Raw genomic sequence first — 12,417 nt, 5'->3', positions numbered from 1 at the left:
GCCCGCTGCCCACACCTACAGAAGCAAAAAATTTTGAGCCCTCAGTGTCAGGCGAGTATAATCTTTGGCGCTGGCTGCCCGGATCAAACCGACATGCACGCCGGCCGCTTTGGCAACGATATGTGCTTGGTAGGCCTTGTCCGTTTCTGGTGTAAGGCCGATACTTCCCTTTTGCTCTGCGCGATATTGACGCAAGCATACTTCTACATCTGTACCTGTCAGCTTTTCAAAGTCCAAGTTCAGAGTCGTGTGCTCTTCCTCGTCAAACAAAACGGGGCGGGAGAAGGTGTATACCTTCTCTGCCACCTCCTCTACTGCTATATCCTTTTCTTGATCTGCCACTTTATTTCCGCTCCTTTACAGCGCCAGATTTTTCCGCATCTGCGCCAGATAGTCATTGCCGAAAACCTTGTAAATATAATTCAGTTTGTCGATCTCGATGTACTCCTTGTTGTCAATCGACACTTTCAGATAGGACAGCGAAAACGAATTAGAGGAGTCCATCGTTGCAGCTGCTTCAAGCCCGCCAAGCCCGCCGGAAAGCGGCCGGCCGCGCGTTGTTACTTTGATGGGAACTTCTTCGTACGCATCCGTTGCTGTATTGAATCGCTCGATACTCCCCCGCAAATCAATAGAGTGTACGATGGGAGCAAGGAGCTTTAGCGACCCTTCTTCTATTGTGCGCCAGTTAAGTGTCAGGGTTAATGAGTCGACCAACCCGCGTGAAGGGGCCTCAAGCTGGCCAGCAATACCCGCTCCTTTAATCGTGTCGGAAAGGAAGGTGATCTCGGGCAGATCTGCTGTGGCTACCCCGAGATATTCCGTTCCATCTTTAAACACCGAAAACTCAGTTATTCGTTCTGATCTTACAACCATAAGTTATGTCCTCCTTTACGCTGCCAGGGCAGCCAAATAAGATGCGTCGTATTCGAGCACAAAATTGATTTCTTGGGCTGGTCCAGGTGGGGTGATAAAGAGGTGGAATGTAATTTTCCCGGCCATAAGATCAGTAGTCGGATTTTCACTCGCCAAAAATTCCACCCGGCCGCCAAGCAGCGCTCCAGTTGAGGTTAGTCCGTTCAGCCAAATATTGATCGAATCCGTCACAGCCTCAATCAGGCGTATGTTCATCGGGGAATCAACTTTTTGCATGTAGGTAAGGATCAAGCTATTGCCGATCCAGTTAAACATGCGCCGTACCGGGATGAAGCTGTCCTTGGGGTCTGTGTTTCCAGGATACGCTCCGGTATTGTTTCCCCAGCTCCGCCAGCCGCTGGCTCCGAGATTAACTGCTGTCATAATGCCTTGACTGTTAAGGTACCCCGCTTGGTCTATGCCCAGATGCAGCGGAGTACCATCGGCTAGCACCGTGCCGTCCGCTTGCAAAGACTTATTCGAAGGGGAGACGAAAGGGATTCCGCCGTTTTCCGAGTCTGTCCTTGCAATCAATCCGGCAAGCTGTGTGGAGTAGTGATACTGCTTCTCTCCAAGCGTCAGCTTCGGATACGTAGCGATTTGCAGCGTACCGGTATAATTGTTGTCCGACTTCCATGCACCAGCATCCGTATAAGGTTGCGCAGCATCCAAGTCGGTCAGCGCCATAGCCTTAAAATTGCCATTAATATTTCCGGCTTTCGCCTTCATGACGGCAGCCACTTCAGAAAAATGCGACCATCCCGGGGCCAGCAGCAAATCAGGCAGCACGCCAAAACGCGGGAATGCCTGGTTAATCAGTTCAAATCCGGTATACGTACCGCTAACATTCACCCCACCGATAATGTCGGCCGCACCCACGGCTTTCGGATCGAGCTTGTCATAAGCGACGGAAAGTTCCGGAGCGTTCGCCGGGATCGTACCAGCTGCAAGTGTAGTGATCAGCACATGGCCGTCTTCATCGAACGCTGCAATATAATCCGTACCTGCCGCATAGGTCGTCGTTCCGTCGGCAGATTTAACCACCAGCGACGAAAGCAGAACGCCCACATCATGCACCGTAGCAATCCGGCTTAGAACAGGAACAGTTGATGCGGCTACAGCCTTTTTATGCACTGCTGGATCGAGTACATTAACCAGGATAACCGGCGCCATCTGGTACAGTGAAAAATGCGAGTTCAAAAATTCACTGAGCGTATACGAAGCCCAGTCTTCTGAATATCCGAGAGCTGCCACGGCCTCTGCATACGTATGAGCCAGAACAGGAGTATTCACAGCCGGAACCGACGCAAGGTTGACTGGTGCCGTACCGACAACAAACGGGATGCCGCTTGTTGCTGTGACCGGCGCCAGGACCGATGTCGGCTGTTCAATAATTGTTACACCGTGCTTAAATGCCATCGTTATTGCCCCCTCTTGAGCAGCGTTTGATAGGCGATATACTCGGCCGTCCCGGTTTTCAGAATCCGGGCCTGGACATCGCTCATTTCATTCAGTGGAACGACCAGCGTGCGTACCTCATTTTGTTCCTCCATCAGCGGCAGCAGATACGCTGGAATTCCCCCGCGAAAAACAGTAGACTGCAGCAACCGGCCTCCCGGCAGATTTGGCCCCAGATAAATCAGCTGTCCCGTTGGTTCAGCCACCGGAGAATCGGCCACTGGCAATTCCTGTGGGGTAAATCCTGTGATTTTGCTGTCGAAATCAGGGGAACCTTCTGTCGTTTTAGTTGCCGTATCTTCCGGCAGGATGACTGCATCCAGCTGCGATACCCCTTCTTCCCGCTGTTCTTCTTTCGTTCTTGTGTTCCGGCTCATATATTGAGTCCCTCCTGTCTAATTTGCGGCAGCTGCCAGGTCGTAGTCGCCCGGCAGATCCACTGCGGTTCCGGTTGGTCTTCGAGAAATTCCCATTTCCAACTCGGCTCAATCCGGTATTTCTTATCAATGATTCGCTGCCGCATCAGAAGAATGCGGACTCGTTCCATCAGGTTCAGCACATCAATGAACCCGGAATCGTCGTCGGATTGTGTGCCAAAGATCAGTTTAATCTGTACGGTGGACGTCTCCTTATCGCTGTCACCTTCAATTGGGCGAATGATGATCAGAGGATATACGGGATCGTCACGGTTATCGGCCGTCTTGCTCGGCAATGCGCCAAGGTGTACGGCCGGGGGGCGTACTGCATCCCCGATCAGCACGTCGTCTGATAAGGCCTCCCGCAAGAATTTCTGCAGTGCCATCATCAACAAAACGGGCGTCATGATGTTCCTCCTCCCAAACGGCGGTTCAGTTCATGTTCCAACCGCTTGTCCATTTCATCAGCCGCGAAACGTTCCAGATGCTCGACAATCTCCTCATTATTAAGCATGACCGGTACGGCTGGACCATACAGCTCCTCAACGGGCAACCTGCGGCGGCCACTCCGCCGAAAAACGCCGACATGACCGCTACCCATCCGGGCCAAGAATGCTCCGTCCACCTTTTTGTTTCCGCCGGCCCGCTTGACCGCAGCACGCACTGGTCGGGCTGGACGGCCTGGCGTCGGTGCCTTTGGATTTGTGCGGAACTGGAGGAGTGGGATGTTTCCGCCTTTCCAGCGCAGCTCACTGGACAGGCTTGAGACGCTACCGCGACGCATAACGACCTGTTCTGTCACCGTTTTGGCCTTGGTGACGTATGTTTCCCGAACCTTCCGCCCCGACTCCGTTTTGACCCGTTGGGAAACCCGATTTAAGGCGGAATAGACGGCCTTTCGTACATCGCTATCCAGTGCGCCCACTCGGCGCAGCGCGTCACGGACGCCGCGGGTTTCCCCTCTGAGATCAATCATGTGACATTGGCCTCCAATCCAAGAGCCAGCATGCCCATATTGGCTTCCACGCGTTCGATGCGGAATCGCTTCCCGTTAACAACAACCCTTTCATTCTGCTCAGGCTCCTCGCCGAAGTCCTCCAGGCTTAGATACAGCGTATGGGTAATGACTGATACGCCGTCTTCTCCCGCCCATGGATGTTCAGAGTCGGCCGACTGGTCGAGCACCGCAGCCATTTCGCGGCCATTAATTATAAAAAGATCGCCAAATTCAGCCGGATTCAAAAATACCGACCGGTCATTGGCCAGATATTCCTTGAACGTCTTCATTCCGCCTGCTCATAATACTCGGCATATTGCTTCTGTCGACCTTCGGCGCCGGATTCCGGGTCGATTCCCAATTCAAGCAGTAACTCCTTCTGCTCGGTCGATTTCAGTTTCCCAAACTCCTCCGGTGTGGGAAGTTCCTCTTCCTCAGGAGGAAGGGCAGGAGGTTCTTCCACTCCACCAGCCGCGGCGGTAGCAATGAATTTACCATCGATAAGGTAGTGTACCTCTTCAGGATCCGCATTAAAAAAGGAACCCCGCGGATACAGGACTCCTTCATGCTTTACAAAGCCTCTATTCACCTGATATTTCAAATTCATTACCTCCCTTATTGTGCAACCGTGTTGATGACGGCCCAGGAATCAATATCAAACGGCTTTGGCAGCGGGCGAGATTTCAAGATCAGCGACTTAGTGTCATCGTTCCGATTAACCACCACTTTGGACACCCGCGGGGCTTCAATCGTTCTAAAGTTGATATCGCCTTCAGGAATTACTGTGTTCGCTCCGTACAGCATTTCGCCCAGATCCATGCTGCCGACAATGACTTTATCAGGCTCGATATACGGCTTCAGCTTTCCGGTTGCATCGTCGAAGTACCAGGCATGATATACAAAAAGATCAACACCAAGCTCTGTCAAGCGGCCAAGATAAGCATAGCCGTTGCCGTTTTGAATGTTGAGCTGCGGGTTGAACGTCCCAAACTGTGCATACCGGAGATCCATATGACGTTTTAAAAACACATCGTCAGCCAAGATGTTCCGAGCGGCATTTTCACCGAGCAGCACTCTTTCCGGGTTGTATCCGGCTTGCCGTACCAACGTTACCGCTTCAGCCAAATCGTTATATTTGTTCGACGTTCCTTGGCTCCACTGTGCTGCGCCGACCAAATTGATAACATTGTCGAATTGATAATCGACCGTGTCCTCTCGGACCTTCGTCGCCGTGTCATCAACATAGCCGCTGACCGTCACTCTGCCCGTCTGCATCAATTGGGCAATCATCACTTCTTCACGGCGTACAATCATATCATCCAGTTCGTTATAGTCGTTCTGCATCAGAACTAGCGCCCGCTCTTCCGGAGTCATACCGCCAAATACACTTTCGCCCGGGAGGCGGCCTTGCAGCAGATCGGTGTCATACGGCCGAGAGATGTTAATGAACGGCGCGGTGTAAATCTCCGTCCGGTACCCGTCACGCCGTATGTTAATTGGGCGTGATCCTTCCGCGATAAAGGGAGCAATACGCTGTTTATTTTTCACAAAGTCCAACATCACATGTTTGGTTGGAAACGTAGAGAAGGAAGGGAAATAGTTATCACGCAAAAACGTGGTTACCGGGAGACGGCGGGAAGTCATCCGCCCCATCGTTTGCGGTTCGTTAATGCTGATGCTGCCGTCAAAAGCGGCATTCTGCGGCCGGGCAACGCCACGCTGCAGACGATTGATAATGCTGCTCTGTTTCAATTTCATGATCTGTATTCCCCCTTTTAATAGTCAAACCGGAAATGAATATTCCCTTGCCGCAGTTCTTCTGCGTGGGCCTGTACGGTATCACCTTTGGCTACGGTCAAAACATCACCGTTAAAGACGCCAGATTTAAATACGACCACTTCGACGGCTTCTCCAGCCGTATCCACGGTCTCTGCCAAAACATAGCGCGCAACCTGACTCCCGTCTGTTGCTGTCTTATTCACTAGCTTCGCCTGACCGCCCGTTGCCAAGGTACCGAGAACCGAGCCCTTGAGCAAAACACCTTGATCAGGCGCCAGCGTAACGGATGTAGTCAGGGCGGAAACCTCGGTCCCGGCAAAAAAGTGCTGCAACGCAGCATTGTCAAAACGTTCAATGATAGGCAATGTTATTACCCCCTTCTAATATTTTGCGGACGTTCAACCTGAGCGGCCGCGGCAAACGTATTAAAAATGGTGTTGATGTCCTGCAGGTTGTTTAGGTCATACTCTTTCTCTTGAACCTGGGCCAGCGGCTGGGCCTGAACTTCGCCCGTACCGGCTGCTTGGTTGGCAGCGACCGCCTGAGTGAATAAGCCGGCGTTCAGCATCTTCCCTTCGTTCATCGCCTTAAAGGCAAGCTGTTCCGCACTGATTGGATTGACATACTTGGCATCGTTCACTAATTGAGGATCAATGTTACCTGCAATGGCGTCGATGGCTTTCAAACGTTCCCGTTCTTGGGCGGCTGCTTCTGCAGCTCCATTTCCAGCTGCCGCGACCTGAGGAGCGACGTTTTGCGGGGCTGCAACCGGTGATAGGTTAGATGAAATAGCAGACGGCGTTGCCGCAGCCTGTGGCGATGGTGTATTAATGGAGCTGGTTGGTTGATTAGTTCCTGTTCCTTGCATGGGATCCTCTCCTTTTAATTTCGAAAATGGATGACCTTTAACGGCCAGTGAATTTACAATGACATATTGTCCGGCATTGACGACTTCCACGGTTTTGTCATACAGCACCTCGTCGGCAAAGCCCATTTCATAGGCCTGTTTTCCGGTAAGATAAGTTTCGGCTGTCATCAGCTTGGAGATTTCCTTCTCGGAAAGGTTGGCCTTTGCCGCATACGCAGCAACGATTGAGCCTTTGATTTGGTCAAGCAGTTCTTTCATACCGGCAAGGTCTGAGGCATTAAAATAGCCGTTGATGCCGATCAGTGGATCATGAATCATCAGTGTAGCGTTGACGGGCATTATTAGCTTGTCGGCAGCCATAGCAATTACGCTTGCTGCGGAAGCGGCTATACCATCCACATATACCGTTACATGTGCTTTGTTGCGTCTCAGAACATTGTGAATGGTATGGGCTGCATACACGTCACCGCCGTCGCTATTAATGTAGACCGCAAGGTTTTTCTTCTCACCGAGTGCATTCAGCTCGCGGATAAACTCTACCTGGTCGGTCGCCTCCATGCCAAATGACTCATAGATCCAGCCGTCTCCGTTGGTAATGGTGCCGTAAATGTACAGTTCAGCATCATCCTCGCCGCTGTTGACAATGTTCCAAAATTTCAGCTTAGGCATTGGCATCTTCTTTTTCACCTCCTTCTTCAGGTCCCATACTTGGATTATTGATATTTGGCAACCCGGCGCGCGTCTCCCATTCCCGGCGGAGCACATCAATATTTGAATCCCAGTCCATGCCGGTCAGCTCGCTAGTCTCTTTCTCGAACGTGGAAAATCCGTAATTAATCCGCATAGCCGACGCTGTTACCTCTTTGATTGGGTCAATTTGTCCAGGGCTTGGCCCGATCCATAGGGCGGAACTCCAAAGCTTTCGGCGAGCAGGGTCCGCAAAAAATCCGGGTGCTTGAATGCGCCCGGTGGATACGGCTTCGAAGAGCCACGTTTCATATAGAGGCTGACAAAAGTCCGCTGCGAACCAGTCCCGCCGATCCCGGAACGTCCTCCAGGCTTGAAGCAGGGCGGCCCGGCTGGCTGAATAACTACTGTTAAACACGCCAAGAAGCACTTCGAACGGCATGTCCAGCGCAGACCCGGCGAGCTTCGCCATCATTGTTGTAAAGGCATCAAAGCCGGCCGTAGGGTGTTTAGGGTCGCCGAATGTTACGTCCTCACCTTTTCCTAAGACGTTGATAGTGCCCGGGCCCAGCTCATAGCTGGCGAGTCGATCTTCTGGCGACATATCAATCTGATCCTCAGCAGAAATCGAGTTGGAAAAAGGAATATCCCCCTTCTCCCCGCTCTCCACCTTGATAAAAGCAGCGAAAAAGCTGTTAACGATGGCCGCAGCAATCTCAGCATCAGCGTACCGGTTCATCTGCTTAATCTGTTCGATGACCGGTGCGAGATAGGGGACCCCGCGATATTGGTCCGGCCGCTCTGGATCCACGATAAATAAACAGTTCGGCAGACCCGTCACCGTATTAATCGCCTCCACGCGTGCCCAAGAAAGAGCGCCACGAGTGGGCAGCAGGGAATTCGGATGTTTATTGCTGATCCAATAGGCGACGACTTTCCCGCTGGCATCCGTCTCGACGCCGTTTTGAATGGCGCCTCCGCCCTCCAGTTCTGTAAAGGTACCGGGTTCAATCCCGCTTAAAGGAAAAGCTGGCAGGCCGTTAAACTGACTGGGATTGTTCAGCCGGTCTGCTTCGACCAAGTGAAGGCGCAGCCGGTATGGGTTAAGCAGGTCTGGCCGATCTGCATATTTGACTATGGATAGGGCATCTCCATTTAGTAGCCACCCCGTTAGCGCAATACGCTGGGCGTCATAAAAATCATTCAGGCCCGTGTGGTCAATCTTCGACGATGCCCACAGGCCGAACTCGAATTCAGTTTTGTCCTCCCATTCCTTCGCCTGCTCCGGCGTTAACCCCAGCATTCGGTAATTGAGCTGGCACTTCAGCGATAAGCCAGAGCCCAAGATGTTACTTTTATTCTTGTTGATCGCTCCGGCCGCGAGCCCGCCGCTCATATAGAGGTCCCGCGAGCGTTCCCGCAACAGCCGAAGGTTGCTGCCGATGTCCTCCTGCGGGCTGCGGCTGTCGCTCTCCCAACCCTGCATAGACTTTTTGCGTCTGCTGGCACCCGAATGCGAATACCCGCTATTTGTGAACTGCTGCAACACAGCCATGTGCACTCTCGCAGACGCCCGTTTTAATCCCCGAGCTGGAGAAAGCCAAGCAACCGCTTTATCCACAATATTCACAAGTTTATCCCTCCTTTCAAAACCGGGTCAGTTCACGCCTAGTGATAGTTCAATTTGTCAGCTGCGCCTGACCTTATTACAAGTCCCGGTAAATGACCCGATATGATTTTCGCCCTCCATTCCCTAGTTCGACTGCACATTCCAGATCGTCTCGCTGCTGCTCCAGCTTCTCGATCTCCTCGCGCACCGCGTTTAAATCGCCGCGGCGGAGCCTCCGAGTCCCGACGCTGTATTCTTGAGCGCCCCCCAGGATTGCTTCTTCAGCTGCATAGTATGCGTCCAGGCGACGTATGACCGATTCTAATCGCTGTCTACTGCGCTCCCGCACCCGCTGATTCATTAAACCACCTACCAAATGTTTTGTTTTTTGACAAACCGTTTCTTACCATTCGAGGCCGTTTTCTTTTTGTGTGGTTGCGGAGCCGGTGCGCCGACCGCCTGCAGCAACTGTTCGAAAATGGGCTGCACAATCTCTAGGGCCGTAAGTGCATAGTTCCGCAAGTCAAACGGCTCATTTCGGGCAGTCGTTTTGACAAACTCGTAATGCGGTTTCCCTCGCACAAAGCGCAATACCTTTCGTTCCGACGTTAGCCCTCGGAAATATTGGGCGGAATACCCTTTGTCTGCGGCGGCTGGGAAGTGGCAATACCCGGGACCGGTTTCCTCCAGCTTCAGATTGGACATGATCCGTTCTTTACCGGCATCGACGCCAACCCGAATCAGCAGACATTTCTGCCGGTTCCGCCGGCTGGATCCGATAATGATTGGTTTTCCAGGTCCACCTTCGCCCTTTATGGCATAAATCCGGCGATGTTCCCTGCTAGCGCAGTATCTGTAAACCTCTGTAGTGTGATGCCCGCCTGAGTCAATGCATGCTGCGGTCACGACCATCGGTGTTCCATCTGCCCGAAGCCAGGGTCTTTCCAGATAAGCATCCAGCTGCTGCCAGGTTTCCGGATGGTCCGGCTTCCCGTGGATGATATGATATTGAATGCCCCAGCTTTCTTTTCCCGAACCCCATCCGACAACCTCCACTTCTAACCGATCGTCTTGCGTATCGACGCCGGCGGTCAGTAAAACCACATCCTCCGGCACATCGGTTTCTGGTCCATAGTCCTCCCGCCGCTTATACAGTTCTTCGTGATCCAGCTTGTCGCCGGTCTCTTCCCAAGTTTGAGCCAGTGAAGTATTGGTCCAGGTCTTAAGCATTTCCGGACCGCCTCTGTAGGCTTCTCGGAAGTTATGCACAATCTCTTTCCAACTCACGAAGGAACTTGCCAACTCGTTAAGATGGAAACCGCGGGTTTTGGCATTGTCTTTCCGTGCGATCCATTCGCCTTCTCCGGCTTTCCAATCATGTTCCCCATGGAGAGCGCCGCAGGTACGGCAGGCATGGTCCACCGTTCGGGTTGTCTTTGACTCCTCATCGTAGTCGTAAATGATTTGTCCCCATTCCAGCGGCTGCTTTTCACCGCAGCTCGGACATGGCAAGCACCACTGTTCCATGCTGCTTTCCTCGTAAGCAAATTCAATCCGCGAGGTGCCTTTGGTTGTCGGCGTGCTGACCATGATCCGTTTTCGATTCCAGAAGGTGGTCGTCCGCTTCGTCGCCAGGTTGACCGGATCCCCCTCGGTGCCCGCTGATGCCGGATAACGATCCACCTCATCAAGAAGTAGAACGCGGATCGGCCGAGACGCAAGCGAAGCAGGAGCATTGGACCCGGCGATGGTGATGTGTCCGCCGGGAAACTTTTTATGCATAAGTGTGTTCCCAGCGCTCCGGCTCTTCACATCGCGGATTTTCTTTCCAAGGGTCGGTGTATCCCGGATCATGGGAGCCAGACGATCCTTGGAAAAAGCCTCGCCCATTTGCTCGGTTGGCTGAACCATCATGATAGGCGCCGGGTCATGGTCGACAAAGTAGCCAATCGTATTCAGCAGAACTTCCGTTTTGCCGACCTGTGCCGAGAACATCATCACAATGGTCTGAACGCGCGGGTCGTTAATGGCGTCCATTACTCCCCGCTGGAATGGGGCGCGGCTTGTCCTCCATTGCCCTGGTTCGGCGGATGCCTCCGCAGAAAGCCGGCGATAAGCATCGGCCCATTGGGACACGGTTAAATCAGGAGGCGGTGCGGCTAGCTTAGCGACACCGCGGAATAGCTTGGATAATTTAGCTGGTATCATCGTTGCTCAACTCCACGAATTCCGAGCTTGCGGCGTAGAATTTCTGCGGGTCGTATTCCGAAAGCTCTGTCAGCGCTTCGTGTACTTCGCGAGTCAGCATTTCCAAAATGACCGGAAGTTCGTCTTTCCCCACCAATTGAGGCGCAAGCTTGGAGGGCATGGCGAGAATCCGGGAACGAAAAGCAGCAATCATGTCGTTCATGACCAGTTCCACGTCACCCGATCGGTGTAGGTCCCCTTGCATCACCGCAAGCTCCAGCTCCGCCTTTTTCCGCTTTGCCCGTTCATGCAGGGCACGTTCATCGAAATAATCCACCTCGGATGTGGTACTGCCATTCTCCCGTTGAAACCGCATGTAGTTCTGCACACTTCCGACAGCATTGTATTTTCCTCGTCCGCTCCGGACAATGATCCCTTCCTCGGCTAATTGCTGTACGCGTCTCGGTGTCAATCCAAGCAGTTCAGACAGTTGAACCGCCGTGAGTGTCATTTCGCTTTGCTGTTCCCCTGATTTCGCCAAATCATTTCCCTCCTTTCCCAAAAAAGTGAACCCGAAATGCGAAAAAACCCTTGCAGGACAAGGGTTTACGTTCTATACATTATATACGGTTTTTTATACACTTTACTGCATACCGAAACGAAGCGATCATTTTGAATTTGTATCTAGCCAGATTTCGGGCTCACGCGCACCCGCACCCCTTCGCCTCCCGCGGAAGGACCCGTGGCTGGAAAGCAAGGGGAATTCGCCTCCGCCCGTCGAATAAAACAAGTTGTCAGTCTTACTTTATCAACGGGTAAAGGGGTGTAACTATGAACAATGAAGAGTTATATGCGCTGGTCAGAAGCTTGCCAGTGTCCAATTACAAAGATCACGGTCCGCTCGTCAAATTCTCCGACATTATCACGGCCTGTCGCCTTAGAGGAGCTGACGACACTAAAGCACTCAAAGCAAGTCTTCGCCAATTAGAAGCAGAGGGGCTTCTCACCGTCGTCGTCTCTACTACTTTTGAAGAATTGTTCACCGGCGTTAAAGTTCATTAATAGCGGGAGTTCAGGTTGCAAGCCAGGTCCTGAAGGTACTGTCCAATTTCCAGCACGGTCTCCCGTTCTTCGTGCTGGATTTGGCGGTACAATTCCCACGCCTTTTCTTCAATGTTCTTTGGCTGTCGATGCTTGGGTAAATCAGCATGTTTGCTTTCTGTAGTCAAATAGTCAGGAGCCCCTTCCCCGTAAACGCGACGAAGGGCTTCGCCAGTGACGTATACGGCTTCATAGAAATCCAATCCGCGTTCTTCGATAAGCTTTTGGTGTTGCACAATGGCGGACTCATTTTGTCGCAGGAGGTCACACACCTCTTTAATGTAACCCGCCCAGCTCACATTCACGCTTTCCAACCATATCACCCCTTCAGTCTTCCATGCATTGGAGTCAGACGATCTAATACCAATACTATTTGATGTACTTACATCAACACCTGCAC

The 12,417-nt window shown here is 52.3% G+C and carries 16 protein-coding genes; 1 reads left to right on the top strand and 15 read right to left on the bottom strand.

Annotated features, from left to right (window positions below; all coding sequences use genetic code 11):
- Positions 1-15: 15 nt before the first annotated feature.
- From ACE6ED_RS13370 to ACE6ED_RS13305, 14 genes are all read right to left on the bottom strand, one after another.
- On the bottom strand, positions 16-342 hold the full coding sequence (locus ACE6ED_RS13370; RefSeq protein WP_410827665.1) for a phage tail assembly protein: 327 nt from the start codon (positions 340-342) through the stop codon (positions 16-18).
- A gap of 15 nt (positions 343-357) precedes the next feature.
- Positions 358-876 (bottom strand): phage major tail tube protein, encoded by a 519-nt coding sequence (locus ACE6ED_RS13365; RefSeq protein ID WP_410827664.1) that lies wholly within the window; start codon positions 874-876, stop codon positions 358-360.
- Between the two features lie 15 nt (positions 877-891).
- Positions 892-2,334, bottom strand: coding sequence for a phage tail sheath family protein (locus ACE6ED_RS13360; RefSeq protein ID WP_410827663.1), 1,443 nt, complete (start codon positions 2,332-2,334; stop codon positions 892-894).
- 2 nt (positions 2,335-2,336) lie between these two features.
- Entirely contained in the window at positions 2,337-2,750 is a 414-nt protein-coding gene (locus ACE6ED_RS13355; RefSeq protein ID WP_410827662.1) for a hypothetical protein, read from the bottom strand.
- Positions 2,747-3,196 (bottom strand): hypothetical protein, encoded by a 450-nt coding sequence (locus tag ACE6ED_RS13350; RefSeq protein WP_410827661.1) that lies wholly within the window; start codon positions 3,194-3,196, stop codon positions 2,747-2,749. Before ACE6ED_RS13350 ends, ACE6ED_RS13355 begins: the two co-directional genes overlap by 4 nt.
- Positions 3,193-3,765: a phage tail protein gene (locus ACE6ED_RS13345; RefSeq protein WP_410827660.1), complete on the bottom strand. Its 573-nt coding sequence runs from the start codon at positions 3,763-3,765 to the stop codon at positions 3,193-3,195. Before ACE6ED_RS13345 ends, ACE6ED_RS13350 begins: the two co-directional genes overlap by 4 nt.
- Positions 3,762-4,076, bottom strand: coding sequence for a hypothetical protein (locus ACE6ED_RS13340; RefSeq protein WP_410827659.1), 315 nt, complete (start codon positions 4,074-4,076; stop codon positions 3,762-3,764). The genes ACE6ED_RS13345 and ACE6ED_RS13340 overlap by 4 nt, the downstream gene beginning before the upstream one ends.
- Positions 4,073-4,387 (bottom strand): hypothetical protein, encoded by a 315-nt coding sequence (locus ACE6ED_RS13335; protein ID WP_410827658.1) that lies wholly within the window; start codon positions 4,385-4,387, stop codon positions 4,073-4,075. The genes ACE6ED_RS13340 and ACE6ED_RS13335 overlap by 4 nt, the downstream gene beginning before the upstream one ends.
- Positions 4,388-4,401: 14 nt before the next feature.
- Positions 4,402-5,544 (bottom strand): major capsid protein, encoded by a 1,143-nt coding sequence (locus ACE6ED_RS13330; RefSeq protein WP_410827657.1) that lies wholly within the window; start codon positions 5,542-5,544, stop codon positions 4,402-4,404.
- A gap of 17 nt (positions 5,545-5,561) precedes the next feature.
- Positions 5,562-5,930 carry a head decoration protein gene (locus tag ACE6ED_RS13325; protein WP_410827656.1) on the bottom strand — a complete coding sequence of 123 codons (369 nt, stop codon included), beginning with the start codon at positions 5,928-5,930 and terminating at the stop codon, positions 5,562-5,564.
- Positions 5,931-5,935: 5 nt separating this feature from the next.
- Positions 5,936-7,108, bottom strand: a complete 1,173-nt coding sequence (locus ACE6ED_RS13320; protein ID WP_410827655.1) for a head maturation protease, ClpP-related — start codon at positions 7,106-7,108, stop codon at positions 5,936-5,938.
- Positions 7,095-8,750 carry a phage portal protein gene (locus ACE6ED_RS13315; RefSeq protein ID WP_410827654.1) on the bottom strand — a complete coding sequence of 552 codons (1,656 nt, stop codon included), beginning with the start codon at positions 8,748-8,750 and terminating at the stop codon, positions 7,095-7,097. Before ACE6ED_RS13315 ends, ACE6ED_RS13320 begins: the two co-directional genes overlap by 14 nt.
- 348 nt (positions 8,751-9,098) lie before the next feature.
- Positions 9,099-10,937, bottom strand: coding sequence for a phage terminase large subunit family protein (locus tag ACE6ED_RS13310; RefSeq protein ID WP_410827653.1), 1,839 nt, complete (start codon positions 10,935-10,937; stop codon positions 9,099-9,101).
- Positions 10,924-11,457, bottom strand: coding sequence for a hypothetical protein (locus ACE6ED_RS13305; protein ID WP_410827652.1), 534 nt, complete (start codon positions 11,455-11,457; stop codon positions 10,924-10,926). Before ACE6ED_RS13305 ends, ACE6ED_RS13310 begins: the two co-directional genes overlap by 14 nt.
- A 290-nt stretch (positions 11,458-11,747) precedes the next feature.
- Here ACE6ED_RS13305 and ACE6ED_RS13300 point away from each other — a divergent pair, with 290 nt between their 5' ends.
- Positions 11,748-11,978, top strand: a complete 231-nt coding sequence (locus tag ACE6ED_RS13300) for a hypothetical protein (protein WP_410827651.1) — start codon at positions 11,748-11,750, stop codon at positions 11,976-11,978.
- On the opposite strand, the gene ACE6ED_RS13295 is transcribed toward ACE6ED_RS13300, so the two are convergent.
- Positions 11,975-12,331 (bottom strand): hypothetical protein, encoded by a 357-nt coding sequence (locus ACE6ED_RS13295; RefSeq protein WP_410827650.1) that lies wholly within the window; start codon positions 12,329-12,331, stop codon positions 11,975-11,977. The genes ACE6ED_RS13300 and ACE6ED_RS13295 overlap by 4 nt on opposite strands.
- Positions 12,332-12,417: the final 86 nt, after the last annotated feature.

Origin of the sequence: Paenibacillus nanchangensis, assembly GCF_046543445.1 — a bacterium.
Lineage (GTDB): Bacteria > Bacillota > Bacilli > Paenibacillales > Paenibacillaceae > Paenibacillus_AQ > Paenibacillus_AQ nanchangensis.
Note: the sequence above shows the minus strand (reverse complement) of the source record. Positions and strands in the feature narration are given on the sequence as shown.

Bases quoted from the DNA above. Each gene is read 5' to 3' on its own strand.
- ACE6ED_RS13340 (WP_410827659.1), bottom strand. From the start codon at position 4,076: ATGAAGACGTTCAAGGAATATCTGGCCAATGACCGGTCGGTATTTTTG.
- ACE6ED_RS13345 (WP_410827660.1), bottom strand. From the start codon at position 3,765: ATGATTGATCTCAGAGGGGAAACCCGCGGCGTCCGTGACGCGCTGCGC.
- ACE6ED_RS13360 (WP_410827663.1), bottom strand. From the start codon at position 2,334: ATGGCATTTAAGCACGGTGTAACAATTATTGAACAGCCGACATCGGTC.
- ACE6ED_RS13310 (WP_410827653.1), bottom strand. From the start codon at position 10,937: ATGATACCAGCTAAATTATCCAAGCTATTCCGCGGTGTCGCTAAGCTA.
- ACE6ED_RS13350 (WP_410827661.1), bottom strand. From the start codon at position 3,196: ATGACGCCCGTTTTGTTGATGATGGCACTGCAGAAATTCTTGCGGGAG.
- ACE6ED_RS13330 (WP_410827657.1), bottom strand. From the start codon at position 5,544: ATGAAATTGAAACAGAGCAGCATTATCAATCGTCTGCAGCGTGGCGTT.
- ACE6ED_RS13355 (WP_410827662.1), bottom strand. From the start codon at position 2,750: ATGAGCCGGAACACAAGAACGAAAGAAGAACAGCGGGAAGAAGGGGTA.
- ACE6ED_RS13300 (WP_410827651.1), top strand. From the start codon at position 11,748: ATGAACAATGAAGAGTTATATGCGCTGGTCAGAAGCTTGCCAGTGTCC.
- ACE6ED_RS13365 (WP_410827664.1), bottom strand. From the start codon at position 876: ATGGTTGTAAGATCAGAACGAATAACTGAGTTTTCGGTGTTTAAAGAT.
- ACE6ED_RS13320 (WP_410827655.1), bottom strand. From the start codon at position 7,108: ATGCCAATGCCTAAGCTGAAATTTTGGAACATTGTCAACAGCGGCGAG.